Origin of the sequence: Erythrobacter sp. LQ02-29, assembly GCF_022576075.2 — a bacterium.
In the GTDB taxonomy this organism is placed as follows: Bacteria; Pseudomonadota; Alphaproteobacteria; order Sphingomonadales; family Sphingomonadaceae; genus Alteriqipengyuania.
The window spans coordinates 2,363,291-2,386,301 of sequence record NZ_JANCNT010000001.1 but is presented as its reverse complement, the minus strand read 5'-3'; the positions used below and the strand labels follow the sequence as shown (position 1 = coordinate 2,386,301).

Annotated in this window: 26 protein-coding genes, 2 tRNA genes and 1 other RNA gene; 16 read left to right on the top strand and 13 right to left on the bottom strand. The window is 63.1% G+C overall.

Annotated features, from left to right (window positions below):
- Nucleotides 1-111: 111 nt before the first annotated feature.
- A complete protein-coding gene (locus MKP08_RS11790; protein ID WP_241553991.1) occupies nucleotides 112-1,275 on the top strand; it encodes a CDP-glycerol glycerophosphotransferase family protein in 1,164 nt (387 codons plus the stop codon).
- Nucleotides 1,272-2,609 (top strand): oligosaccharide flippase family protein, encoded by a 1,338-nt coding sequence (locus tag MKP08_RS11785; protein ID WP_241553990.1) that lies wholly within the window; start codon nucleotides 1,272-1,274, stop codon nucleotides 2,607-2,609. The genes MKP08_RS11790 and MKP08_RS11785 overlap by 4 nt, the downstream gene beginning before the upstream one ends.
- Here the strand turns inward: MKP08_RS11785 and MKP08_RS11780 are convergent.
- From MKP08_RS11780 to MKP08_RS11770, 3 genes are read right to left on the bottom strand one after another with little or no spacing between them, the layout of a single operon-like run.
- Nucleotides 2,606-3,355, bottom strand: a complete 750-nt coding sequence (locus MKP08_RS11780; protein ID WP_241553989.1) for a nucleotidyltransferase family protein — start codon at nucleotides 3,353-3,355, stop codon at nucleotides 2,606-2,608. The two genes, MKP08_RS11785 and MKP08_RS11780, sit on opposite strands and share 4 nt — an antisense overlap.
- Nucleotides 3,352-4,251 carry a hypothetical protein gene (locus MKP08_RS11775; RefSeq protein ID WP_241553988.1) on the bottom strand — a complete coding sequence of 300 codons (900 nt, stop codon included), beginning with the start codon at nucleotides 4,249-4,251 and terminating at the stop codon, nucleotides 3,352-3,354. The genes MKP08_RS11780 and MKP08_RS11775 overlap by 4 nt, the downstream gene beginning before the upstream one ends.
- Nucleotides 4,245-5,495, bottom strand: coding sequence for a diacylglycerol kinase family protein (locus MKP08_RS11770; protein WP_241553987.1), 1,251 nt, complete (start codon nucleotides 5,493-5,495; stop codon nucleotides 4,245-4,247). Before MKP08_RS11770 ends, MKP08_RS11775 begins: the two co-directional genes overlap by 7 nt.
- A gap of 318 nt (nucleotides 5,496-5,813) precedes the next feature.
- Between MKP08_RS11770 and MKP08_RS11765 the strand changes: the two genes are divergently transcribed.
- The 4 genes from MKP08_RS11765 to MKP08_RS11750 are packed head-to-tail and all read left to right on the top strand — an operon-like array spanning nucleotide 5,814 to nucleotide 7,672.
- Nucleotides 5,814-6,281, top strand: a complete 468-nt coding sequence (locus tag MKP08_RS11765) for a sigma factor-like helix-turn-helix DNA-binding protein (RefSeq protein WP_241553986.1) — start codon at nucleotides 5,814-5,816, stop codon at nucleotides 6,279-6,281.
- A 38-nt stretch (nucleotides 6,282-6,319) separates the two neighbouring features.
- On the top strand, nucleotides 6,320-6,667 hold the full coding sequence (locus MKP08_RS11760) for a hypothetical protein (RefSeq protein ID WP_241553985.1): 348 nt from the start codon (nucleotides 6,320-6,322) through the stop codon (nucleotides 6,665-6,667).
- 32 nt (nucleotides 6,668-6,699) lie between these two features.
- On the top strand, nucleotides 6,700-7,116 hold the full coding sequence (locus MKP08_RS11755) for a hypothetical protein (RefSeq protein WP_241553984.1): 417 nt from the start codon (nucleotides 6,700-6,702) through the stop codon (nucleotides 7,114-7,116).
- 25 nt (nucleotides 7,117-7,141) lie between these two features.
- On the top strand, nucleotides 7,142-7,672 hold the full coding sequence (locus tag MKP08_RS11750) for a hypothetical protein (RefSeq protein ID WP_256970097.1): 531 nt from the start codon (nucleotides 7,142-7,144) through the stop codon (nucleotides 7,670-7,672).
- Nucleotides 7,673-7,710: 38 nt separating this feature from the next.
- Here MKP08_RS11750 and MKP08_RS11745 read toward each other — a convergent pair whose 3' ends face one another.
- Nucleotides 7,711-8,013 (bottom strand): hypothetical protein, encoded by a 303-nt coding sequence (locus MKP08_RS11745; protein ID WP_241553982.1) that lies wholly within the window; start codon nucleotides 8,011-8,013, stop codon nucleotides 7,711-7,713.
- 149 nt (nucleotides 8,014-8,162) lie between these two features.
- Nucleotides 8,163-8,239 (bottom strand) — tRNA-Pro (locus MKP08_RS11740).
- Between the two features lie 113 nt (nucleotides 8,240-8,352).
- On the opposite strand from MKP08_RS11740, the gene thyA reads away from it, so the two are divergent.
- The 4 genes from thyA to MKP08_RS11720 all read left to right on the top strand — a co-directional run bounded on the left by thyA (nucleotide 8,353) and on the right by MKP08_RS11720 (nucleotide 13,094).
- On the top strand, nucleotides 8,353-9,312 hold the full coding sequence (gene thyA / locus MKP08_RS11735; protein ID WP_241553981.1) for a thymidylate synthase: 960 nt from the start codon (nucleotides 8,353-8,355) through the stop codon (nucleotides 9,310-9,312).
- Nucleotides 9,313-9,420: 108 nt separating this feature from the next.
- Entirely contained in the window at nucleotides 9,421-10,710 is a 1,290-nt protein-coding gene (locus MKP08_RS11730) for a thiamine pyrophosphate-dependent enzyme (protein WP_241553980.1), read from the top strand.
- A complete protein-coding gene (locus MKP08_RS11725) occupies nucleotides 10,707-11,774 on the top strand; it encodes an alpha-ketoacid dehydrogenase subunit beta (RefSeq protein WP_241553979.1) in 1,068 nt (355 codons plus the stop codon). The genes MKP08_RS11730 and MKP08_RS11725 overlap by 4 nt, the downstream gene beginning before the upstream one ends.
- A gap of 6 nt (nucleotides 11,775-11,780) precedes the next feature.
- Entirely contained in the window at nucleotides 11,781-13,094 is a 1,314-nt protein-coding gene (locus MKP08_RS11720) for a dihydrolipoamide acetyltransferase family protein (RefSeq protein WP_241553978.1), read from the top strand.
- Nucleotides 13,095-13,104: 10 nt separating this feature from the next.
- Here the strand turns inward: MKP08_RS11720 and MKP08_RS11715 are convergent, their stop codons facing one another.
- Nucleotides 13,105-13,545: a hypothetical protein gene (locus MKP08_RS11715; RefSeq protein ID WP_241553977.1), complete on the bottom strand. Its 441-nt coding sequence runs from the start codon at nucleotides 13,543-13,545 to the stop codon at nucleotides 13,105-13,107.
- A gap of 173 nt (nucleotides 13,546-13,718) precedes the next feature.
- Here MKP08_RS11715 and MKP08_RS11710 point away from each other — a divergent pair.
- Nucleotides 13,719-13,795 (top strand) — tRNA-Asp (locus MKP08_RS11710).
- 18 nt (nucleotides 13,796-13,813) lie between these two features.
- Here MKP08_RS11710 and MKP08_RS11705 read toward each other — a convergent pair.
- The 6 genes from MKP08_RS11705 to MKP08_RS11680 all read right to left on the bottom strand — a co-directional run bounded on the left by MKP08_RS11705 (nucleotide 13,814) and on the right by MKP08_RS11680 (nucleotide 16,286).
- Entirely contained in the window at nucleotides 13,814-14,596 is a 783-nt protein-coding gene (locus MKP08_RS11705) for a DNA-formamidopyrimidine glycosylase family protein (RefSeq protein ID WP_241553976.1), read from the bottom strand.
- A gap of 53 nt (nucleotides 14,597-14,649) precedes the next feature.
- Nucleotides 14,650-14,865 carry a DUF2842 domain-containing protein gene (locus MKP08_RS11700; RefSeq protein WP_241553975.1) on the bottom strand — a complete coding sequence of 72 codons (216 nt, stop codon included), beginning with the start codon at nucleotides 14,863-14,865 and terminating at the stop codon, nucleotides 14,650-14,652.
- Nucleotides 14,862-15,449, bottom strand: a complete 588-nt coding sequence (locus tag MKP08_RS11695) for a 5-formyltetrahydrofolate cyclo-ligase (RefSeq protein ID WP_241553974.1) — start codon at nucleotides 15,447-15,449, stop codon at nucleotides 14,862-14,864. Before MKP08_RS11695 ends, MKP08_RS11700 begins: the two co-directional genes overlap by 4 nt.
- A 51-nt stretch (nucleotides 15,450-15,500) precedes the next feature.
- Nucleotides 15,501-15,672, bottom strand: a non-coding RNA gene (gene ssrS, locus MKP08_RS11690) — 6S RNA.
- Nucleotides 15,673-15,705: 33 nt separating this feature from the next.
- Entirely contained in the window at nucleotides 15,706-16,053 is a 348-nt protein-coding gene (locus MKP08_RS11685; RefSeq protein WP_241553973.1) for a cell division protein ZapA, read from the bottom strand.
- Nucleotides 16,050-16,286, bottom strand: a complete 237-nt coding sequence (locus MKP08_RS11680) for a hypothetical protein (protein ID WP_241553972.1) — start codon at nucleotides 16,284-16,286, stop codon at nucleotides 16,050-16,052. Before MKP08_RS11680 ends, MKP08_RS11685 begins: the two co-directional genes overlap by 4 nt.
- A 198-nt stretch (nucleotides 16,287-16,484) precedes the next feature.
- Between MKP08_RS11680 and tkt the strand changes: the two genes are divergently transcribed.
- The 4 genes from tkt to MKP08_RS11660 are packed head-to-tail and all read left to right on the top strand — an operon-like array spanning nucleotide 16,485 to nucleotide 21,135.
- The gene (gene tkt / locus MKP08_RS11675) at nucleotides 16,485-18,458 is read left to right on the top strand and encodes a transketolase (protein WP_241553971.1); all 1,974 of its coding nucleotides are present in this window, start codon (nucleotides 16,485-16,487) and stop codon (nucleotides 18,456-18,458) included.
- Nucleotides 18,459-18,473: 15 nt separating this feature from the next.
- Nucleotides 18,474-19,481, top strand: a complete 1,008-nt coding sequence (gene gap, locus MKP08_RS11670) for a type I glyceraldehyde-3-phosphate dehydrogenase (RefSeq protein ID WP_241553970.1) — start codon at nucleotides 18,474-18,476, stop codon at nucleotides 19,479-19,481.
- 23 nt (nucleotides 19,482-19,504) lie between these two features.
- Nucleotides 19,505-20,704: a phosphoglycerate kinase gene (gene pgk / locus MKP08_RS11665; protein WP_241553969.1), complete on the top strand. Its 1,200-nt coding sequence runs from the start codon at nucleotides 19,505-19,507 to the stop codon at nucleotides 20,702-20,704.
- Complete coding sequence (locus MKP08_RS11660) at nucleotides 20,701-21,135, top strand: PaaI family thioesterase (RefSeq protein ID WP_241553968.1); 435 nt, start codon at nucleotides 20,701-20,703, stop codon at nucleotides 21,133-21,135. The genes pgk and MKP08_RS11660 overlap by 4 nt, the downstream gene beginning before the upstream one ends.
- Here MKP08_RS11660 and MKP08_RS11655 read toward each other — a convergent pair.
- The gene (locus tag MKP08_RS11655) at nucleotides 21,132-21,890 is read right to left on the bottom strand and encodes a flavodoxin family protein (protein WP_241553967.1); all 759 of its coding nucleotides are present in this window, start codon (nucleotides 21,888-21,890) and stop codon (nucleotides 21,132-21,134) included. The genes MKP08_RS11660 and MKP08_RS11655 overlap by 4 nt on opposite strands.
- Before the next feature lie 134 nt (nucleotides 21,891-22,024).
- On the opposite strand from MKP08_RS11655, the gene MKP08_RS11650 reads away from it, so the two are divergent.
- The gene (locus MKP08_RS11650; RefSeq protein WP_241555596.1) at nucleotides 22,025-22,915 is read left to right on the top strand and encodes a fructose bisphosphate aldolase; all 891 of its coding nucleotides are present in this window, start codon (nucleotides 22,025-22,027) and stop codon (nucleotides 22,913-22,915) included.
- Nucleotides 22,916-23,011: the final 96 nt, after the last annotated feature.

Below are 23,011 nucleotides of genomic sequence, written 5' to 3'. Positions count from 1 at the left end.
TGTTTTGCGTCCGGGTTATAGCAAACCGGCATGCATCCAGCATGAATGCGGGGTGGGAACGACCGATCTGCAGACTTGCGCTTTTCACTCGGTTTGACCAACCGCTGTTGCATGAACGGCGAGATTCTGTTCCTCTTCAACCATGATGCGCCGCATCAGGTGGCGCATATCGCGGGAATTGCGAAAGCGGCGCGCGAACTGGATCGCACCACCCCGATTACGTGTGCCTGCAGCACGCCCGCTATCCGGGCGCGGGTGCGTGCGGCGCTCGGGGAAGGGGTGAGCGACCAGGTCGAGTGGTTCGATTTCGCGCTCCCCGCTTGGCGAGAGGCGGCACTGGCGGTTCCCAACCTGATCGCCCCGGTCCGCAGGCTTCGAAGGCTCGATTACCACGCGGCGCGCCTGAATGCCGCTGCCGTGGTCGTCAGCGCGGAGCGAACGTGCCTGCGAGCGCGCGCTCCAAGGAGCGGCACCCGCTTCGTCTACGTCCCGCATGGGGCCGGCGATCGCGCCGTGGCGTATCATCCGGACAAGGGCGGGTTCGATCTTATCCTCGTCAGCGGAGAGAAGACCGCGCGCGAGATGGTGTCGCGTGGCGTGGCCGCGGAGGAGCGAGTACGCGTCGTAGGTTACCCCAAATTCGATACGATCGACCTCTCACGCCGCGAGCGCTTCTTCGCGAACGAGCGACCGGTCTTCGTCTACAATCCCCATTTCGACCCCTTCCTGTCGAGCTGGTACAGCGAGGGGCCCGCGCTGCTGGACTGGTTCGCGGATGGGGACGGGCAGGCCTTCAATCTCATCTTCGCGCCGCACATCATGCTGTTCAGGAAGAAGCTGCACATATCGCTCGAATATCGCACCGCACGGCTGCGACCGGATATCGAGAAGCGATGGCGCGAAGCGGAAAATATCCTGATCGACACCGGGGGGCGCCGGCTCGTCGATATGAGCTACACGCTCGGTGCGGATGCCTATATCGGCGATGTCTCCAGCCAGGTTTACGAGTTTCTGATACGGCCCCGACCGGTGTTTTTTCTCGACACCTTTTCTCATGATCCAACCTCGAAGGAGGATGCTTATCCCGCCTGGAAGTGCGGCGATGTCGCGACTTCGGCGGAAGAACTTGCGCGCCTTCTTCCCTTCTACGCTGAGCGGCTCGCGCCTTATCGCAAGGAGCAGGAGGCGGTCTTTTCAGATACGGTGTCGCATAACCCATCGAAAACCGCCTCGCGACGCGCGGCGACCGAAATTCTGAAAGCCGCCGCCCAGTGACCAGCGAGACGACTATCCAGATTTCGGCCCGGGACCGGTTGCGGGCGGTCTTCGGCAATCTCGGCTGGTTGTTGGCCAGCAACGCGGTGATGGCGGTCCTGTCGCTCGTCTATTTGGGAATAGCGACCCGAACCCTGGGCCTGGCGGATTTCGGCCGGTTCGCGCTGATCACGGGGGCAGCACAGACGGTCTCCATCCTGGTGAGCTTTGAGACGTGGAAGATCATCGTGAATTACGGCGTTCACCACGAGGCAAACGGCAAGCATGAGGCCACTGCCCAGTTGCTGAAGGCGGCGACCGTGGTGGAGTTCGTCAGCGGGATCACGGGTATCGCGGCGATCCTGCTGTTGTTCGCACTTTGGCCCCGACCCTTCGGACTTGCTCCCGATGTCGCGCCCTATGCGCTCGGCTATGCCATAGTTCAGCTTGCCACGCTGCGTCAGACCCCGATCGGCATCCTGCGCTTGCGCGACCGGTTCAACCTCGCTGCGCTCGCCGATAGCATTCAACCACTTGTCCGTCTGATAGGTGCGCTGGCGGCGCTGGCATTCGCACCTTCGCTCTTGGGCTTTCTGTGCGCCTGGGCAGCGGCGGAGGCTCTCACCTTTCTTGCCTATTGGATCCTGGTCGCGCGGACGGAGGACCTGCGGACGCTCCTCAAGGCACCGCTTAGCGTGAAGCAGGTGCGGAGACGCAATCCCGGCATCATTGGCTTTCTGTTCAGTACGAACCTCCAGGCATCGCTGGGGCTCGCGTCGCGCCAGGCACCGGTGCTCTTCGTCGGGGGCTACGCCGGTCCCGCGGCGGCGGGGGCTTTTCGACTGGCGCTGCAGCTTGCCAATGCGCTGTCGAAGATTTCCATCCTGCTTACCCGCGCCGCGTTCCCGGAAATCGTCCGCTCGATAAGGGCCGCCTCGCGCGAAGCCTTCAAGCGAGGAATTTTGCGAATTGTCGCTGCATGCCTCTGCGCCGCTGCGGTGGTGATGATCTTCGTCGCCCTTCTCGGGCGGGAATTATTGGAATTGGTAGGAGGCAAGGCCTTCGGCACGGGCTACATCTATCTCCTGTGGCTGGCGGGAGCCGGCGCGATCGAACTCGCCGCGACGAGCTTCGAACCGATCCTTCTCTCGGTACAACGCGCGGTGACGGCTACACTCGCGCGAGGCTCGGCAGTGGTCATCCAGTTCGCGGCGATGTTCACGCTCATGCCGACGATGGGCGCTTTGGGGGCGAGCGTCAGCGTGTTCGCCGGCTCGATGATCGCCGGAATGCTGCTTGGTTTCGCATTGTACCGATATGCAGCTCGGCACCAGCTGGCCGAGGGCGCGGTCTAGGGTTCCAGGCGCTGGCGGACGAGGGCCAGGTCCTCGGGTTTGTCCACATCCACCGCCGCAAGCCCGTGCGGGCACGCCACCGCTTCGGCTCTTAGCCCGGCGCGCTCGCCCAGATGCGCCATCGCGTCGAACAGGGCGAGGCGCCCCAAGAAGTAGCGAACCAGAAGGCCAGGCCCCAATCGCCGTACGATGCGCCAAGGGCGCTTGCGGTCACGTTCCACCTCCTGCCAGAGCGAGAAGGCGGCAACCGATCGTTCGCTGGCGAAATGGAACAGGTTGCACCCCGACCAATCGCCGTCCGAAAACCGGAGATAGGTCCGACGGGTCTGGGGCACCGCTGCTTCCACCGCCTGACGCCGTGCGAGAAGGACGGAAACGTCGGCTGCGGGGTCGATCGCAGCGCGAAAATCGGAAATCCATTCCGGCCGGAGAAGGGCGTGATCGGCTGTGGTTAGAAGCATCGGAGCGCCCAGCAGGGCGAACCCGCGGGCGGCACTCTCGCTAGGCCCTGGGGCCGCTGGTATGGTTTCGCATTCCAGATTTCGGGCCAAGGTCATCACGGCTTCGTTGGAAGCGACGACCGCTATCCGGATCGCCCCCGCCTCCCGCAAGGCATCGACCACGCGGGCAAGCATAGGACGGCCGGCGACATCGGCCAGCGCTTTCGCCGGCACGCCGGCCGCTTGCGCAACCGGATCGCTTTCGCCGCGATCCCCAGCGAGGATGAGAGCCGCGAATCCCGTCACGAGCGTTTGCGGCGCCACAGCTGAAAGAGGACCCCAGGAGCGGCCAACACCGGATGGCGCTCTCGCCATGGCGTGGCGGCAATCCGCACGCAGGAATGCCGCTCGATCTTCCACAGGGCATAGCGAGTCGCACCTTCGAAGGTGAACGCGGCCCGAAACAGCCGTATGATATTGAGCGGCTTGCCCAGTTTTTTACGCGTTCGCCATCGACGCAACCAGTGCCGCCGCATGGTGTCGCTCATTTCGGGTTCCAACTCCGCATCCTCTTCGGGCGGAACCACGTCGATCAGGCCGAGGCGCTGCCACGCGAGGGGTAGCATGCGAGCGAAATGATGCGGTTCGTTTGCGACTACGATATGGGCCCGCGACTTTGTCTCGACGCGGAATTCGGCACCATAGGTCTCTTGGAAAAGGCTCAGCCAGTAGGTGGAACTGGTCCCTGTGCGAGGCCCCAGTGCGGCCGCGAAGCGGCTGGCGGTGAGGATGCTGTCGGCGATTGCGACGCGAACCCGATTCGCGACCGCATCATCGCGGGTGAAGGGAAGGCGGGCGGGTTGGCAGAACCGGGTCCAGATCGTGGTGTCCGTACTCGCCCCCGTCGCAGCGCGCGCGAATTCCGCAAGAGTAAGGCGGGCGACCTTCGCGCGGATGCACTCTCCTGCGATCGGGAATTCGTGGTAGCTGACGATGGGCCAGCGCCAAGACGCTCGACGACCAGCCTGATCGTCGATCAGCGCATAGAAATCGGCTACGCCCTCGCGATCTCCGGTACGCAGGGATGAGCCGTAGAAGAGCACGGCGTCGGCTCCGCATTCATCCGCCACTCGCATTGCCGCCTGCTGAAAAACGGGAGCGACAGGAGTGTAGAGCATGTCGTCGACGGCGTCGGTCAGCACGGCTCCGGCACCACGAACGATATCGGTTCGCTCTTGCTGAGTGTAATCGTGCCGCCCGGGAATTGCTCGCCATCCAGCACGAAGCTCTTTCCGACCCGCATGGTGAGCCGGTCGACATCGCGGCGGCGATAGCCGTTTTCCTCCAATCCGGTGCGCTCCGCACCTCGCAGGACCGGGAGAACATAGCGATGCAATGCCTTGGGCGGCGCATCGATCAGCAGGAACTTCATACCGTCCCGCTTGCGTCCGAACGGCTTCAGCCCCAACGGCATCCGTCGCAGCGTAGAGCCAAAAATCATGTAGAAGCGCCGGCCCCGACTGCCCTCTCCATCTCCCGAAAGCCAAACCATGTCGCCACGGCGCCAACTGTTCAAATCGCGCCCGACCATGGTCTTGAACAGACCGATGACGAGAGTAAAAAATACCGCGAGGCTGTTGAATATCCCACGCTTGTGAACACGCTGTGCCAGCATGGTCGCGCGTCCGAATACACCCAGGCCAAAGATGAAACCCATCTGGCTGGGGCGGTGACCGTCAGTCCAATGAACTTCGATGGCCGAGCGAGTCTTTGTCCGATTTTCCTGATGAGCGCGGACGGCATCGCCAACCTGCCAGCCGCGCGGTATGCCCAGATCGAAGGCGAGGGCATTGGTCTTGCCCGACGGGATCACCCCGATTTGTGGCAGGTTTTGTCCAAATACGTCGCGGGCAACGCTCAGCACGTCGCGTACCGTTCCGTCGCCGCCGTCGATCACGAGCATGTCGATGGCGTCGGCCTTAAACTCGCGCATATAGCGATACAGTTCCGGACGCGAACTCGGCTCGTGCTTGTAGATGACCGCTTCGGGTAGGCCAGTCGGCCGTAACCCTCCCTTGTTACGATGGCTGCGGGGATTGCCGATCACGCCGACGCGCGCCAACGGACGCGCGGCATTCTCGCCCGCATCGTGCTCCGGTTTCACCAATGCAAGGGAACCGGTCTTTCGATCGGAAATGGCGGTGATGTCGAAACTCCGAAGTCGCTGTGGAGGCCCGTATATCGAACCTGAGCGCGCGCTATGCAATACCGCGGCCGTACATGACACCTTGGCCTTCCGACACGTCATCACCGGGCGGCAACCGGTATTTGGCAAAGAAAATGGTCGGGGAGAGAGGATTCGAACCTCCGGCCCCTGCCTCCCGAAGACGATGATCTTGCGTGCACACGGCAGTTTTCCTTCTCGTGCGATCCGGACAATCTTCATCTGTTCGCCTGTTTTCCCGTTTCGTTCACGGCAAAAGGTTCAGCGCGAACTTACGACCCCTGTCTTTCAGGCAGCGATGCCTGCCAAGCGAATGCGGGGACCTTCCTAGCAGCAGACCGGCCCGTCACCGTCGTAAACCGCGCTGGGGGTGCCGACGAATGTTGGCCAGCGGGAACTACGGGGGCAGCCTCGAGAAGGGCGAGGGTGATCATATCATGAGAGTAGCGCCTTATGGGCACCACTCAGCGCGCTGCTAGCCCAATCGGGCTTGGCTCTTATCCTAGGTAATTATTCTTAACGATGTTACCGGGCTCGGCGATGCTCAGGGAATCGCAGACGCTTTCGGAATTGACGGATAAGCAGTTCGAGGCACTGCAGCTCGCGGCCGAACATCACCTTTCGTCGAAAGAGATCGCACTTCGCCTCGACGTATCGCCGAGCGCGGTCGACCAGCGGATCGAGGCGGCCCGGCGGGTATTGTGTGCCGGGACGAGAGCTGAGGCGTGCCGCGCCTTCCTGCTTTTGCGCGAGAACGACTCCTATGAACGAGCCACAGCCGACTTTGCACAGGTTCCTTCGGCCCCCCATGCTGAACAGTTTGGCCCCGACGAAGCCGATGAGCGGCGGTCCGGACGGGCCTGGTTCACCGGCCTCGTTCCGGGGCTGCGTCACGAGAACCTGGGGAAACTGGAAAGAACGGTGCTGATAGCGGTGGGAGCGGTCGCGCTTGCGATCTGCCTGGCTATCGTCACTTCGCTCGCGCTGGTTTTCGATATCATGTTCTGACGACGCCGCTCCCGGTCTACATGCAACGGGAGCCATACATGTTCGATTTTCACACTTCGGCGGCGCGGTTGGATCATCAGATCCCGTCGGCGGAACTTGCAATTGAAACCGCCATGCTCGGCGTAGCTGAGGTGATGTCCACCTCCTTGCAGACGAAGACCTGCGACCGGGTCACACGGGCCACCAAACATACTGCGCTGCTGCGGCTGCAGAAGACGATGGAAGGTCTGATGTCGGCGCAGGGCGATATTCTGCGCTTCCACGGCCAACTTCGCGACATCGCCGTCACTGCGAGCCCGGATCATCCGTGGTGCCCAGAGGACGGTGCGAAGGGCGCACGCCCCGACGCACCTGTCGGCGCGGATATCGTATCCATCCGTGCTTGACGATCGAGAGGGCACTGCCACCATGCGAGGCGATGCTTCGATATGCGTTCCAGATTGCCATGGTGGTCGCGGTCGTACTCTATGCGGCGCGGCGCGGCGGCATTGCCGAAAGGGGTGTCGCCGCAGTTATCGTCGCCATGGTGGTGATCGACCCGATCATGCACTGGGCGGTCGGACGCGGGCAGTTCGGCTCGATCAATCTGGGACACTTCGTACTGGACCTCGCTGCGTTCGCCGCGCTCTACGTGATAGCCATGCGTCCCGACCGCCTGTGGACCTTGCTAGCCGCATCGGCGGAGTTGGTCTCGATCTTCGGCCATATCGTGCGCGAACTCGATCTGCCGATTGGACAGAACGCCTATTCGGCGCTGGTGACGGCTCCGTTCTACCTCCTAATCGTGATCACGGGATTCGGTGTCTGGCTGAACGCGCGTCCGACGAAGGGATAGACAGGCCCCTGCCGGAGCTGGCGGCATGAACCCCCTAATCCTCATTTGCATCCCGAACTCTTCGAGCCTCGCAGAAGAGCACGATGGGGAGGCCGGTAAGGCGGAGTGGGAGGCGTGGTCGGCCAATCCGGAGCTCCAACTGGCAACGGACCTGTTTCAGGAGCGCGAGAGAATGCGTCGCATTCTAGCGGACTATTCGGGAGTCGAGCCCTTCAAGCCCGCGTTCTGGATCCTGATCGATCTCTTCGTCAATCATCAGCGCCAGCGAAGCGTCGCGATTACCAGTGCTTGCATCGCCTGCGGCGAGCCAAGCACGACCGCGCTCCGTTACATTTCCATTCTGGTTGATGCAGGTCTCACGACCCGCGAGCATACTTCGCACGATGCGCGCTACAGATACCTGCAGCTGACCAGGACAGGTTTCGATGTGGCAATGCAATGTCTTCGCGCCAGTCCCCTTCGCGGCCGCGAGGCGCGCGAGGACAGGCCACGGCAGCGCGCGCCGACGTTTTACGCCCACGGTGCCTACGAAAGAGGGCTGAATATTGCGAAATGAGGGTGGCGGGGCGCCTGTCCGTTCGTCCCCGCCGACCTTCACTGAAGGATCGGAATCTCCGGCTCGAACTCGTCGTCGGCCTGCCGCAGGACGACCCAGCCATCTTCGCATTCCCCGCGCGAGATTTTCTCGGCGAGGATGAAGCAGATTGCCGGCTCTAACCTATGGGTCAGGTGCAGCAGCACTTCCCCACAATCGAGATTGACGTCGCCAAGCGACAGAAGCGCATCGGCATCGATGCGGACAGGCGTCAGGAGCTCGCCATCGCTCAAGAGCGCACCCACGCAGTTGCAGTCGAGGCGAAAATTTGCCGTGCCTGGGACGTATCGGAGGTGGTTCATCGATCCACTACTCGCGATCGCACATTTAGGGGCCAGAAGCCCAGCGCTTGGTAGTGCGATCGACCACGAGATTGCCCTGGAACGCTCGACACAAGCCGCGCGCCTCGTCCGCGTTATTCATGCAACGGCCGCAGAATGGCGAAAATCGTTGGTCGGGGAGAGAGGATTCGAACCTCCGGCCCCTGCCTCCCGAAGACAGTGCTCTACCAGGCTGAGCTACTCCCCGACCGTGTCGGTCCCGCATCGGCTGAAAGCCTGCGCGGGTCGAGGCAAGGCGCGCCCTATAGGAGGGCATCGGCGGGGTGGCAAGCGGACAATTTGGGGGCTACCCGGTCAGGCATGACCAACTTCACGCCGCCGGGCGATTCCCCTCATCCCGAATGGCAATATCTCGAGCTTATGCGCCGTATCTGGCAGGAAGGGGACGAGCGGGTGGATCGCACCGGGGTCGGGACCCGCTCGATCTTCGGCACGATGCTACGCTTCGATCTGGCCGATGGAGCAATGCCGCTGCTGACCACCAAACGGGTCTACTGGAAGACGGCGACGCGCGAGATGCTGTGGTTCCTGACCGGAGAGACCAATATCCGGCCGCTCGTCCTTCAAGGGGTGAAGATCTGGAACGAGTGGCCGCATGCGCGCTATGTGCGGGAAACACGCGATACGATCACTCTCGACGACTTCGTACGGCGAATTGTGGAGGACGAGGAATTTGCCGCGCGCTGGGGTGACCTAGGCCCTGTTTATGGCAAGCAGTGGGTCGATTGGCCGACCTGGCGCTACCGCCCCGATGGACTTTACGAACCGGGCGAGGGCATCAATCAGGTCGCGCAGGTCGTCGATAGCCTGAGGAACAATCCCGGCAGTCGACGTCATCTCATCGAGGGATGGAACGTCGCGGAGCTCGACCGGATGGCACTGCCGCCCTGTCACAAGACCTATCAGTTCCACGTATCGGGCCAAGGGCATGACGCCCGGCTTAATTGCGCACTCTATCAGCGCAGTTGCGACGTTGCCCTGGGCTTGCCGTTCAACCTGTGGTCGGCGGCGCTGCTGCAGCGCATTATTGCGCAGCAGACCGACCTGATGCCAGGCGAACTCGTCTGGATGGGAGGCGACACGCATCTGTACCTCAACCACTCCGAATTGATTGAGGAGCAGCTCACACGGGAACCGCGGGGCTACCCGCGACTTGAAATTACCAGACGGCCGGAGTCGATTTTCGATTACGTGATCGAGGATTTCGCAGTTCACGAGTATGAGCCGCTCGGGCCGTTGAAGGCACCGGTCGCGGTATGAGGGCCGACTTGACCGCCCGCCATGCGCGCAATATTGCTTCGCGCAAGTGAAAGAATAGGATTGCCAAATGGCCTGGCCGCCCCGCCGGGTCACCGCTGGGAGAGAACCATGGCCGACCGGCCGGAAGGTCACAACAAGCCGAAACTGTCGTTGCACGTGCCGGAACCGAAATTCCGTCCTGGCGATACGGTGGACTTCAGCGATATCGGTGTCACCGAGCCGGGCGGGCAACCGCGGCCGGACGAGGCCTGCGCGGCACAGGACACCGCGCCGCTCTGCCACGACCTGATCCGCGTCCTTGGTGATGACGACGAGGCCCACGGCCCTTGGGATCCGAAGCTCGACTCCGAGACGTTGCGCACCATGCTCGGACACTTCGCACTCACCCGCGCCTTCGACGAGCGGATGTTTCGTGGACAGCGACAGGGCAAGACCAGCTTCTACATGAAGTGCACGGGCGAGGAGGCGACGAGCGTCGCTGCCGCAATGGCGCTGGCGAGCGACGACATGGTCTTCCCCAGCTATCGCCAGCAGGGTGTCCTGATCGCGCGCGGCTATCCGATCCTCGAGATGATCAACCAAATCTACTCGAACAAGGCGGACAAGCTGAAGGGGCGCCAGCTCCCCATCATGTATTCGAGCCGGGAGAAGAGCTTCTTCTCGATTTCGGGCAACCTCGCCACGCAGACCCCGCAGGCGGTGGGCTGGGCGATGGCGAGCGCGATCAAGGGCGACAGCCGTATCGCCGCGACCTGGGTTGGCGAGGGCAGCACGGCGGAAGGGGACTTTCACTCCGCCTGCACTTTCGCGACCGTCTACAACGCGCCGGTCATCCTGAACGTGATCAACAACCAGTGGGCGATCTCGAGCTTCTCGGGCTTTGCTGGTGCCGAACGGACGACCTTTGCCGCCCGCGCGCTCGGCTACGGCCTTGCGGGCCTGCGCGTCGACGGAAACGATCCGCTCGCGGTCTTCGCGGCAGAGCGCTGGGCGGCGAACCGGGCACGTTCCAATGCCGGCCCGACGCTGATCGAACACTTCACCTACCGCGCGGAAGGGCATTCGACGTCCGACGATCCGAGCGGCTATCGAAGCGCGCAGGAACGAGAGGAATGGCCGCTGGGCGATCCGATCATGCGGCTCAAGAAGCATCTGATCGCGCTGGGCGAATGGGATGAGGAACGGCAGGAGACGCTCGATGCCGATTGCATGGACCGGGTGAAGAAGGCGACGAAGGAGGCGGAGAAGAACGGCATTCTCGGCCACGGCCTGCATCATCCCTTCCGCACGATGTTCGAAGATGTGTATGAGGACCTCCCCTGGCATCTGAAGGAGCAGGCGGAGCAGGCGATCCACGAGCGCAAGACCAAGTTTCCCGAAGGGCTTCCCGAGGCATGAGCGAGAGCATCGAGAAAACGCAGGCGTCCGCGCCGGGCGAGGGCGAGACCGAACGCCGCCTCAACATGATCGAGGCGATCAACGACGCTTTGAGTATCATGCTCGATCGCGATCCCGACGTGATTGTGATGGGGGAGGATGTCGGTTATTTCGGTGGCGTTTTCCGCTGTACCGCGGGGCTGCAGGAGAAGTTCGGCAAGACACGCGTGTTCGACACGCCGATTTCCGAATGCGGCATAATCGGCGCAGCGGTGGGCATGGGTGCCTACGGTCTGCGCCCGGTGCCGGAAATCCAGTTTGCGGACTATATCTATCCCGGTCTCGACCAGCTCATCAGCGAAGCGGCGCGGTTGCGCTATCGCTCGGCGGCAGAGTTCATCGCACCGATGACCGTACGCAGCCCGTTCGGCGGCGGGATCTTCGGCGGGCAGACGCATAGCCAGAGCCCGGAGAGCCTGTTCACCCACGTCTCTGGTCTCAAGACGGTGATCCCATCGACGCCTTACGACGCCAAAGGTCTGCTCATCGCCGCAATCGAGGACAACGATCCGGTCATCTTCTTCGAGCCGAAGCGGATTTACAACGGTCCTTTCGACGGGTTCTACGACCGGCCGGTGCAGCCGTGGAAGAAACATCCGCAGAGCCTGGTGCCCGAGGGATATTACCGCATCCCGCTCGGCCAGGCGCGCATCGTGCGCGAAGGCGAGGCGATGACCGTGCTCGCCTACGGCACAATGTGCCACGTGGCGGAAGGCGTGTGCCGCGAGAAGGGCATCGATGCCGAAATCATCGATCTGCGCACGCTGGTGCCGCTCGACATCGAGACCATCGAGGCCTCGATCAAGAAGACTGGCCGGTGCATGATCGTGCACGAGGCGACGCGCACGTCCGGCTTCGGCGCGGAACTCTCGGCGCTGGTGCAGGAGCGTTGCTTCTATCATCTCGAGGCCCCGATCGAGCGCGTGACCGGCTTCGACACCCCCTATCCCCACAGCCTCGAATGGGCCTATTTCCCCGGCCCTATCCGCATCGGTGAGGCCATCGACAAACTTCTTCAGGATTGATCCGGCATGGCAGATTTCACCTTCAAGATGCCCGATGTGGGCGAGGGCGTGGCCGAGGCGGAGGTCGTCGAATGGCACGTCAAGGTCGGCGATACGGTCGAGGAAGATCAGCACCTCGTCGACGTGATGACCGACAAGGCGACGATCGACATCGAGAGCCCGGTGTCGGGCACGGTCAAAGAAGTTGCGGGCGAGGTCGGCGACACGATCTCGGTCGGATCCATGCTGGTGGTGATCGCGACCGAGGACGAAGTTTCGGCCCAGGTGGTCCAGGAGAACGATGCTGCGGGTGAGAGCCCACCGGTACCGGCACCGGCCCCGAAGGACGAGGAGGTCGAAGAGCGGATCGAGGTCGAGACTTCGGACGCCAGCGACGCGGACGACGCAATCGATGCCGATCCGGAGCCGGTACCATCGCCCAAGCCGACCCCTGCGCCCGGGCCGAAGGAGCAGGCGAAGGTTCTCGCCAGCCCGGCAGTGCGCAAGCGCGCGAAAGACCTGGGAATCGACCTGGCGCAGGTGAGGCCGGCGGAAGATGGCCGACTGCGCCATGGCGACCTCGACCAATTTCTCAGCTACAATTCGGGTTATGGCGGCGCGGCGGCAACCCGCAGCGATGAAACCATAAAAGTCATCGGCATGCGCAAGCGGATTGCGCAGAACATGGCGGCATCGAAGCGGGCGATACCGCATTTCTCGTATGTCGAGGAAGTAGACGTGACCGCGCTCGAGGAGATGCGCGCGCAGCTCAACGACAGCCGCGGGGACAAGCCCAAGCTAACGATCCTGCCGCTGCTGATTACCGGCATCTGCAAGACCTTGCCGGATTTCCCGATGATCAACGCCCGCTACGACGACGAGGCGGGCGTGGTGACGCGCCACGGTGCGGTCCATATGGGAATGGCGGCGCAAACCGACGCCGGCCTCATGGTGCCCGTCATCAAAGATGCGCATGCGAAGAATGTCTGGCAACTCGCGCGCGAGATTTCGCGCCTTGCGGACGCGGCGCGAGATGGCACGGCGAAGTCGGAGGAGCTGTCAGGCGGCACGCTGACCGTCACTTCGCTCGGGCCTTTGGGCGGCATCGCGACGACGCCGGTCATCAATCGGCCTGAGGTGGCCATCATCGGACCCAACAAGATCGTCGAACGGCCGATGTTCGTGCCCGATGGGCAGGGTGGCGAGCGCATCGAGAAGCGCAAACTGATGAACATTTCGATCAGCTGCGACCATCGCGTAGTGGATGGCTGGGATGCGGCGAGCTTCGTTCAGGCGCTCAAGAAGCTGATCGAAACGCCGGTCCTGATCGTCTCGAACTGACAACGATCGTTCAGCGTACCTGCGCGCTGTAGGTCAGCATTCCGCGCCCGCGCGCCGCGTCTTCGCGGGATATGATCCAGCGCACGTCCGTTACGTCGCTTTCATTGGCGCGCCTCGTGCCGAGACGTCGCGTCGACAGGGGCCCCCAGGTGCGACCCCCGTCGACCGATACCTGATACGCGGCAGAACCGACCCGTTCGAATGCCAGACGGTCCGGTACGCGGCTTGAGACCACGAAACCTATGTTGGAAGCTGTCGGCGCATACCAGTTCAGCATCAGCACCACACGATCCCCGCGGGACAAGCTCTCTGCAGGGGCTAGCGTGCGCACGGTGCGACCTTCGCTATGCGGAACCCGTTCGATAAACACAGAACGATCGATGCGAACCGCTTCGCTGGCATGGGTCGGGACACCAATGGCAAGCGCGGCAGCAAGCAATGCAATACGCATGTCGGTTCCCCCATCACCTTTCAAACTGCGAGCCAGACGTGCCAGCCAGGTGCGAAATTATGGTTAACGAGGAAGGTCCGGGCTCTGCGTAGAAATTGTGCGATGGGGGCCATTGACAGCCCATCGGTGCTGCCCTAACTGCGCCGCTCCCACGCAGCGCCGCTGCGATTTGCGCGGGTGTAGCTCAGTTGGTTAGAGCGCCGGCCTGTCACGCCGGAGGTCGCGGGTTCAAGTCCCGTCACTCGCGCCATTTCTTTCGGAAATGGCATTATTCCTGATGCGACGGGCAGTAATAGGCCGTTCGCCCGCCAACCTTTCTGGCTGCGATCGTTCCGCCGCATTTCGGACAATCCGCGCCTTTCTTGCGATTGCGCACCAGCCAGTCCTTCGGAAGTTTCGAATAGGTCGCCTCCGTATCGAGCACCGCCTGCAGGATATCGCGCATCGCGTCGTAGGCGCGTGAGAGGCAATCCTCCCCCAGCTCATTGGCCGTCCGTTCCGGATCGAGGCCGAGACGGTAATCGATCTCGTCCGACCAGAGGTTTCCGATCCCGGCGAGCTTCTTCTGGCTCATCAGCGCCGACTTGATCGCGCCATTGGTACCGCCGATCCGCTCCATGAAGTCCTGGCGGTGCATCTCCAGCGCGTCGGGCCCGTAGCCGCCTTCGGCGATGAAGCTTTCCGGGTCGTCGGCGATCTCGACCCGGCCTAGCTTGCGAGGACAGCGAAACGCCAACCGGCGCTCACCTTCGAACCTGATCAGGAACTTCGTGTGGTCGGGTGCTTCGTCAGGCGCGTCGAAGGCGATCAGTTTGCCGGTCATCCCCAGATGAACGACCATCCAGGGGCCGGTCTTGGAACCGGCGAAGATGAATTTCCCGTGCCGGTCGGTCCGGGTGAACTGGTGCCCGACCAGACGAGCCCGCTCGTTGCTTCCGGGGAGCTTGATATAGCTTGTATTGCTGCCGAGTTCCGCCGCCTCGATTGTCCGGTTCAGGCACTCGCGCTCGATAACGAGCCGCATGGCGTCGGATTCGGGTAGTTCGGGCATGCGGTTCTCCTTCCCGCATCAACGCGAAGTTATCCGCCGCCGTTCCGCGCGGGCTAGCGACCCGGCGGCGTTTCCATCCAGATGAGAAACCGGCGCAAGGGCAGCAGCCAGATGGTGCCCAGGATCAGGTAGATGATCGTTTGTACGAGGACCGGCCATTCCCCGATCCAGTCCGGAACCAGGCCTGCAACTAGGAGAGCATAAACGGTCAGCCCGATCAGTAGACCGATGATTCCGACCGGGATGCGCCAGCTGGGCTCGCGCCTCATGCGAACGGCCCGATCAGGCGCGACGGTGTGAGCACGGCGTTGAGGGGAATATCGTGCGGCTCGGTCGGTATCTCGTCGACCTCCTGCGCATCCCACGCGAGGCCGATCCGCAGGACGTCGGCATGGTTTGCCAGCCAGCGATCGTAATGGCCCGCCCCCTGTCCGATCCTGTCCCCGCGAGAGGTGAAGCCAAGAAGGGGAACGCAGACGACGCTGGGCACGACCTCTTCCGCCGCCAAACCGGGCTGGGAAATGCCGAACGGACCAGCCTCCAGATCGCTCTCGCCGAAAGGATCACTATGCGCAGCGAAGTGCATGGGCGCGTCGCGCGACGCGAAGCGGGGGAGGGCGATGGTGTGTCCCTGCTCGGCGAACCAGCGTGCCAAGCGGTTTGTCGGCACCTCGTGGGCAAGCGCGTGGTAGAGCCCGATCGTGGCACCTTCCGGTATCAGGTCGAGCAGCGGATTGGGGGGGCGAAAGAATATCAGCGCCCGCTCGGACGGGGCGACCGCGCGCGCCGCCTTCTTTTGTAGATCGCGCAGATCAATGCGCAAGCGCGCCTTCTCGTCGGTCAGTGTTTTCACCGGGCCTCTGCCATTTGCGCCCCCAGGGCGTTCGTCCGTCGTCAAGGAAGTGGCGGGACCACCATGGGTCGTTTGCCGGGGAAATCCTCTGACGCCTCAACGTCAGGTGGGTGCCGTTTACCCCGGTCCCCCGGACGGACCGGTGTTCCAGGGCAGGGACAGCTCCCGTTGGATTGCTTATAGCCTCAGGGATGTTCGATCGGCTCGTGCCGGGCAGTCCCGCCATGATCCTATGTAAGGATGGTGAAGGCTGGCCTCAAGCGGTTCGTGGATCGAGTTTGTCCGCGCAGTCTTCCAACAGTTCGGCGAAGCGTTCGAGCGCGGGGAGGAGTGTTTCGTCACTACCGGTCGAAGACGGCGGCCGCTTTCCGCCTGTCGCGATCCGTTCGCGCAGGGCATCCCGATCGGTGTCGGCATCGCTATTATCGTCCAATTCGTCCGCGAGGCGAAGCGCCGCAAACAGGAGATTGTGCGAATAGCGGGGGGAAAGGGGTTCGAATTTCCCGTCAATCCGGCGTGCCAGCCCGCGAATATGCTCTTCCTCGCCAGCGGCGCAGGCGAGCGAGAAATCGCGACCCCCGATGCAAAGAGTGATCTCGCTCATCTTTTCAGCCTGTCGGTGAGCGTATCGAGCCGGTCGATCTGCGCCGCGACCTCCGTGCGCAATCTCTCATGCCGTTCGCGCAGCGCCTCATGCGCCTCGACGAGCTGTGCAACCCCTGGTGCGGCCTCCTCCGGGGCGGGCGGGGCGTCCAAAGAGCTCTCGGCGGCCTTCGCGATGCGCGCCAAGGCCCGCTCGATCCGCTGGACTGCCTGTTCTACCGGATCCGCCGTCATGATACGGTCGTTTCTAAACCGATTTCGCAGCGCGGGCAAAGCCTTGGTCCGACCTGTTGATAAGTGTTGCCAACCCGCAGGGGCATTCTCCGGCGCGGTACGGTCTCTTGACCTCGCGAAGCCGCTCCGCGATGGCGTCCCCGCCGACGAATCGCGCGATATTCGCAGCGTGTTTGCGAAGGAGACGATACCCTCGCCATGAATTACGAACCAGCCCGCCTCCAACAGATGGCCAACGCAGTGCGAGCGCTGTCCATGGATGCGGTGCAGGCCGCCAATTCCGGTCACCCCGGCATGCCGATGGGCATGGCGGACGTGGCGACGCTGCTGTGGACCGAGTTCCTGAAGCACGACCCTGAGGACACCCACTGGGCCGATCGCGATCGTTTCGTGCTGTCCGCCGGCCACGGTTCGATGCTGATCTACAGCCTGCTTCACCTGTCCGGCTACGCCCATCCGACGATCGACGACATCCGCAACTTCCGCCAGCTCGGGGGCCCGTGTGCGGGCCATCCCGAGAACTTTCTGCTCGACGGCGTCGAATGCACCACCGGTCCGCTGGGCCAGGGCCTGGCGATGGCGGTGGGCATGGCGATGGCGGAACGGCATCTGAACGCCGTATTCGGCAACGAGCTGGTCGATCACCGCACCTGGGTTGTCGCTGGCGATGGTTGCCTGATGGAGGGCATCAACCACGAGGCGATCGGGCTGGCCGGCAATCTCCAGCTGAACCGGCTCGTCGTGCTGTGGGACGACAACAATATCACTATCGATGGGTCCACCGATCTGTCGACCTGCGAGGATATCCCCGCGCGCTACCGCGCCGCCGGGTGGACGACGCTGGAATGCGAAGGTCACGATTTCGGCGATATCCGCCGCGCGCTGGGCGAAGCGACGCTGGCGGATAGGCCGGTACTGGTGCGCTGTCGCACGGTGATCGGCAAGGGCGCGCCGAACAAGCAGGGCACCAGCGCGACCCACGGCTCGCCCCTGGGTGACGACGAAGTTGCAGCGGCGCGCGAGACGCTGGGCTGGAACCATCCTGCTTTCGAAGTGCCCGCCGATATTCTTTCGGACTGGCGCGAAGGCGCGAAAACGCGTGCAACCGAACATGCCGACTGGGACGATCGGCTCGCCGCCAGTCCCAATCGGGCCGAGTTCGAGCGGCGAATGGCGGGCGACCTTCCGGAAGGGAAGGGCATCGCGGATGAGTTCGCAAGCTGGCTCTCCGGCGATCAGAAGGTCGCGACCCGCAAGGCGTCGGAAATGGTGCTGTCGGTGCTTACCGCCGCGATCCCCGACCTCATCGGCGGATCGGCGGACTTGACGGGGTCGAACAACACCAAGACCGCCTCGACCGAGCCGTTCACGAAGAACAATTACGCCGGACGCTACGTCTATTACGGCATTCGCGAATTCGGCATGGCCGCCGCGATCAACGGTATGGCGCTGCATGGCGGGGTGATCCCCTATGGCGGCACCTTCCTGATCTTCAGCGACTATGCGCGCAACGCGATCCGGCTCGCCGCGCTACAGCTGGCGCGCTCTATCTTCGTGCTGACGCACGACAGCATCGGGCTGGGGGAGGATGGACCGACTCACCAGCCGGTAGAGCAGGTGATGAGCCTGCGCCTGATCCCGAACCTCAACGTGTTCCGCCCTGCGGATATCATCGAGACAGCGGAGTGTTGGCAGCTCGCGTTGCAGCACAAGGGAACGCCCTCCGCACTTTGCCTCACCCGCCAAGGCCTGCCGCAACTGCGGCATGAAGGCGAAATGCTGTCGGCAAAGGGCGCGTATCGACTGCATGCCGCCCAGGCCGAGCGGAAAGTGGTGATCGTGGCGACCGGCTCGGAGGTTGCGCTGGCGATGGAATGCGCCAAGCGGCTCGAGAGCGAAGGCGTGGGCGCGGATGTCGTCTCGATGCCTTGCATGGAGCTATTCGAGGCGCAGGATGCCAGCTACCGCGCCGAGTTGTTGCCCGCCGACGCCCTGAAGGTCTCGATCGAGGCGGGGAGCACGCTGGGGTGGGAGCGCTATGTTGGTCAGGACGGTCTGACCATCGGGCTCGACCGTTTCGGCGCGTCGGCTCCGGCGGAAGACCTGTTCGACCGTTTCGGTTTCACCGCGGACAAAATCGTCCCGCAAATCATGAACAAGATCAGCAAGTAAGCAGGAGCTCTTCGTATGGCGACCAAGGTTGCAATCAACGGTTTCGGACGGATCGGTCGCCTGGTGGCGCGGGCCCTGCTGGAGCGTGACGACCACGATCTGGATCTGGTCGCGATCAACGATCTCGCCGATGCGCAGGCCAACGCTCTGCTGTTCCAGTACGACAGCACGCACGGTCGCTTCCCCGGCAGCGTTTCGGTCGATGGCGACGCGATCGTCGTCAATGGCAAGCGGATCGCGGTCACGAGCGAGCGCGAGCCAGGCAAATTGCCCCACGCCGACATGGGTGTCGAAATCGTCCTGGAATGCACCGGGTTCTTCCAGTCCGACGAGGCGGCGCGCCCCCATATCGAGGCCGGAGCAAAAAAGGTCCTGATCTCCGCCCCGGCGAAGGGCGTCTCGAAGACCATCGTCTTCGGGGTCAATCAGGACAAGCTGACCGCCGAGGACGATATCGTTTCCAACGCGAGCTGCACGACCAACTGCCTCGCTCCGATCGCAAAGGTGTGCAACGACACGGTCGGGATCGAGCGCGGTTTCATGACCACGATCCACTCCTATACCAACGACCAGCGCATGCTCGATCAGATGCACAAGGATATGCGGCGCGCGCGGGGCGGGGCGCAGAACATCATCCCGACCACCACGGGCGCGGCGCGCGCGGTCGGCCTGGTCCTGCCCGAACTCAACGGCAAGCTCGATGGCTCCTCCGTCCGCGTGCCCACACCGAATGTGTCACTCGTCGATCTCACCTTCGTGCCGGGACGCGATACGAGCGCGGAGGAATTGAACGATGCGCTCAAATCGGCTTCGGAAGGGGCGATGAAGGGCGTTCTCGATTATACCGACCAGCCCCTCGTATCGTCCGATTTCAACCATTACCCCGCCAGCTCGACCGTGGATTCGCTGGAGACCGCGGTGCTGGAAGGCAAGATGGCGCGGGTCGTCAGCTGGTACGACAACGAGTGGGGCTTCTCCAATCGCATGATCGATACCGCCGGCGTGATGGCGGGCCTGCTCTGATCCTGCCGTTGAGAGAGACGACATTGACCAGCTTTAAGACCCTGGACGACCTCGGCGACGTTGCCGGCAAGGTCGCGCTGGTTCGCGTGGACCTCAACCTGCCCATGCAGGACGGCTCCGCGACCGACGTGACCCGGGTCGAGGCAGCGAAGCCGACCATCCTCGAACTGACGGAGAAGGGCGCCAAGGTGCTCCTCCTTGCCCATTTCGGGCGGCCCAAGGGGCAGCGCTCCTCCACCATGTCGACCAGCTTCGTGCAGGGCGACGTGGAGAAAGTTCTCGGCAAGGAGATCATGTTCATCCCCGAGGTCATGGGGCCCGTGGTCGAACAGTCGATCGGCATCCTCGACAACGGCGATATCGGCTTGCTCGACAATGTCCGCTTCTGGCCGGGCGAGGAGGCGAACGATCCCGACTTCGCGAAAGGGATCGCGGAGAACGGCGATTTCTACGTCAACGATGCCTTCTCCGCCGCACATCGCGCCCATGCGAGCACCGAAGGACTGGCGCATCTCCTGCCGGCCTATGCCGGCCGCGCGATGGAGGCCGAACTCAAGGCGCTCGATGCGGCGCTCGGCAATCCCGAACCGCCCGTCGCCGCGGTCGTGGGCGGCGCGAAGGTTTCGACGAAGCTGGCCGTGCTGGAGAATCTGGTAGGCCGGGTACAGCACCTGATCATCGGCGGCGGTATGGCGAACACGTTCCTCGCGGCGCGCGGCGTCGATGTGGGCAAGTCGCTGTGCGAGCACGACCTGACCGACACTGCCAACCGCATCATGGACCAGGCCGACCACGCGGGCTGTACCGTCCATCTTCCCTACGATGTGGTGGTCGCGAAGGAGTTCGCCGCCAATCCGCCTTCGCTCCGCACCTGCAATGTGCACGAGGTCGGCTCCGAAGAGATGATCCTCGATATCGGCCCGCAGGCGGTCGAGGCGCTGGCCGATGTGCTCAAGACCTGTCGCACGCTGGTCTGGAACGGTCCACTTGGCGCGTTCGAGACGTCTCCTTTCGACGAAGCGACGGTGACCTTGGCGAAGACGGCCGCGGCGCTGACACAGGACGGTTCGCTGGTTTCCGTCGCGGGCGGGGGCGATACGGTTGCGGCGCTCAATCAGGCAGATGTCGCAGGCGACTTCACCTATGTCTCCACCGCAGGCGGCGCGTTCCTCGAATGGATGGAAGGTAAGCCGCTGCCCGGCGTCGAGGCGCTCAAGGGGTGAGCGGGCCGCGTCTGCAGATCACGGAAGGCGAGTTCGCAGGCTGGGAACGGTCGGACAGCGACGATTTCGAACGCTATTCCGGCCCCTATTACGAACGCGCAGAAGCTGACGGTCGTCGACGCATCGCCTTCCGCGCGGAAGCGCGTCACATGAACGGGCACGGCGTGATGCATGGCGGCTGCCTGATGACTTTCGCCGACGCGGCCCTGTTTACCATCAGCCACGATGCACGCGCCGGGCAGCGCGGCGTTACGCTCCAATTGGCGGGCGATTTCCTCGAGCCCGTGCCCGAGGGTGCGTGGGTCGAGGCCACCGGAGAAGTGGTGCGGGGTGGGGGCAAGACCATTTTCGTACGCGGAATGGTGACTGCGGATGGTACCGCCGCGCTCAGCTTCAACGGCATCGTCCGCAAGATCGGCGATCCACGCTAGCGATACTCCGGATTGGGCGCGTCGAACCGCCTGCCGTCGTTCCACAAATCGACCGAGTTGCCATGGCATGGCAGACCCCCTGCATCTTTCAGCATGCGCGCCATGTGCATCAGGTTCCATGTCATGAAGGTGGCGTTGCGGCGGGTAAAATCGTTGTCGAAACCGACATAGCCTTCGCCGTCTCGCTTCGGGTCGCCGTAGCTCTGCCCCGGACCTGCCTCCCCGATCCATCCGGCGTCGGCCTGGGGAGGAATGGTGTAGCCGACGTGCTGCAGCGAATAGAGCACATGCATACCCACATGCTTGATGCCGTCTTCGTTGCCAGTGACGATGCAGCCGCCGGTCTTGCCGTAGAAGACATACTGACCCTTCTCGTTCGTTTGCCCGGAATGGCCGTACAGGCGCTCGATCAGGCGCTGGCAGACGCTCGACTTCTGGCCCAGCCAGATGGGCGTACCGACGATCAGGATATCGGCCCGCTCGATCTTCTCCCAGATTGCGGGCCATGCGTCGGTTTCGAAGCCATGCTCGGTCATGTCGGGATAGACGCCCGGCGGGATGGTATGATCGACCAGCCGGACTTGCTCCAGCGACACGCCGTTCCGCGCAAGGATGGCCTCGGGAACGCCGAGCAGCTTGGCGGTATGCGACCCCTGCGGGCTCGGCTTTAGCGTACAATTGATCGTCAGCGCAGCGAGATCGCTGAAATCGGTGTTGTTTTCGCTGCAAAGCCGCTCCTGAACTTTATCGAGCATGGCGATCCTTTCCGTATCCTCGCCTTCTCTACGCTCTCGCTTGGCGACAGGTCCACGCGGGCGGTTGCGAGGGAAAGGTAGCGCGGCTAAGGCCGCGCCTGCATTCGTATGCGCAGCAGGGATTTTTTATGACGATGACCTTCGACGAGATGCGGCAGAAGATGGCGACGGGGCAGGGGTTTATCGCTGCCCTCGACCAGTCGGGAGGCTCCACGCCCAAGGCCCTGCGCGGCTATGGCGTGGATGACAGCGAATGGTCGGACGACGAGGAAATGTTCGCCAAAATCCACGAGATGCGCTGCCGGATCGTCGAAAGTCCGTCCTTCACGGGCGAGAAAGTGGTCGGGGCAATCCTGTTCGATCGCACGATGGAAGGTTGCAACCAAGACGGCATGCCCATTCCCGAGCGGCTTCGCGGGAAGGGCATCGTGCCGTTTCTGAAAGTCGACAAGGGCATGCACGACACGGCGGATGGCGTGCAGCTGATGAAGGACATTCCAGAGCTCGACGCGCAGTGCGCCCGCGCGAAGGAACTGGGCATCTTCGGCACGAAGATGCGGTCGGTCATCCACGAGGCGGACGAGAAGGGGATCGGCGACAATATCCGACAGCAGATGGATTTCGGCTTGCAGATCCTGGACCAGGGTCTGGTCCCGATCCTGGAGCCGGAGGTGAGCCTGAAAAGCGAGAGCCGCGAGCAGGCCGAGGCACTCGTTCTGACCAAGCTGCTCGACCAGCTGGACCGCGTGCCCGATGGCCGGGAAGTCATGCTGAAGCTGACCATTCCCGCGCAACCCGATACGTACAGGCCGCTGACCGAGCATCCCAAGGTGCTACGGGTGGTCGCTCTGTCGGGTGGGTATTCACGTGACGAGGCATGCGCCGAACTCGCCAAGAATTCCGGCATGATTGCCAGTTTCAGCCGTGCTCTGCTGGAAGAATTGCGACAGGATATGGACGAACAGCGGTTCGACGCGGCGCTGCAAACCGCGATCGACGAAATCTACGCGGCTTCGGTCGGCTAGGGCTGTAGCGAATTAACCAGGCGATAGGCGCTGGTGGGGGCTCGTGCCGGCACCTTCGCCGTCGTCGAATAGGTCGGATGAACGGTGGCGTTTTGT

Excerpts from the sequence above, each read along its gene's own strand:
- MKP08_RS11730 (WP_241553980.1), top strand. The coding sequence starts at position 9,421 with ATGGCCGACCGGCCGGAAGGTCACAACAAGCCGAAACTGTCGTTGCAC.
- MKP08_RS11765 (WP_241553986.1), top strand. The coding sequence starts at position 5,814 with ATGCTCAGGGAATCGCAGACGCTTTCGGAATTGACGGATAAGCAGTTC.
- MKP08_RS11650 (WP_241555596.1), top strand. The coding sequence starts at position 22,025 with ATGACCTTCGACGAGATGCGGCAGAAGATGGCGACGGGGCAGGGGTTT.
- MKP08_RS11655 (WP_241553967.1), bottom strand. The coding sequence starts at position 21,890 with ATGCTCGATAAAGTTCAGGAGCGGCTTTGCAGCGAAAACAACACCGAT.
- gap (WP_241553970.1), top strand. The coding sequence starts at position 18,474 with ATGGCGACCAAGGTTGCAATCAACGGTTTCGGACGGATCGGTCGCCTG.
- MKP08_RS11790 (WP_241553991.1), top strand. The coding sequence starts at position 112 with ATGAACGGCGAGATTCTGTTCCTCTTCAACCATGATGCGCCGCATCAG.
- MKP08_RS11750 (WP_256970097.1), top strand. The coding sequence starts at position 7,142 with ATGAACCCCCTAATCCTCATTTGCATCCCGAACTCTTCGAGCCTCGCA.
- MKP08_RS11760 (WP_241553985.1), top strand. The coding sequence starts at position 6,320 with ATGTTCGATTTTCACACTTCGGCGGCGCGGTTGGATCATCAGATCCCG.
- MKP08_RS11720 (WP_241553978.1), top strand. The coding sequence starts at position 11,781 with ATGGCAGATTTCACCTTCAAGATGCCCGATGTGGGCGAGGGCGTGGCC.
- MKP08_RS11700 (WP_241553975.1), bottom strand. The coding sequence starts at position 14,865 with ATGAGGCGCGAGCCCAGCTGGCGCATCCCGGTCGGAATCATCGGTCTA.
- MKP08_RS11705 (WP_241553976.1), bottom strand. The coding sequence starts at position 14,596 with ATGCCCGAACTACCCGAATCCGACGCCATGCGGCTCGTTATCGAGCGC.
- tkt (WP_241553971.1), top strand. The coding sequence starts at position 16,485 with ATGAATTACGAACCAGCCCGCCTCCAACAGATGGCCAACGCAGTGCGA.
- MKP08_RS11745 (WP_241553982.1), bottom strand. The coding sequence starts at position 8,013 with ATGAACCACCTCCGATACGTCCCAGGCACGGCAAATTTTCGCCTCGAC.
- MKP08_RS11715 (WP_241553977.1), bottom strand. The coding sequence starts at position 13,545 with ATGCGTATTGCATTGCTTGCTGCCGCGCTTGCCATTGGTGTCCCGACC.
- MKP08_RS11725 (WP_241553979.1), top strand. The coding sequence starts at position 10,707 with ATGAGCGAGAGCATCGAGAAAACGCAGGCGTCCGCGCCGGGCGAGGGC.
- MKP08_RS11680 (WP_241553972.1), bottom strand. The coding sequence starts at position 16,286 with ATGACGGCGGATCCGGTAGAACAGGCAGTCCAGCGGATCGAGCGGGCC.
- MKP08_RS11755 (WP_241553984.1), top strand. The coding sequence starts at position 6,700 with ATGCTTCGATATGCGTTCCAGATTGCCATGGTGGTCGCGGTCGTACTC.
- MKP08_RS11770 (WP_241553987.1), bottom strand. The coding sequence starts at position 5,495 with ATGAAGATTGTCCGGATCGCACGAGAAGGAAAACTGCCGTGTGCACGC.
- MKP08_RS11685 (WP_241553973.1), bottom strand. The coding sequence starts at position 16,053 with ATGAGCGAGATCACTCTTTGCATCGGGGGTCGCGATTTCTCGCTCGCC.
- thyA (WP_241553981.1), top strand. The coding sequence starts at position 8,353 with ATGACCAACTTCACGCCGCCGGGCGATTCCCCTCATCCCGAATGGCAA.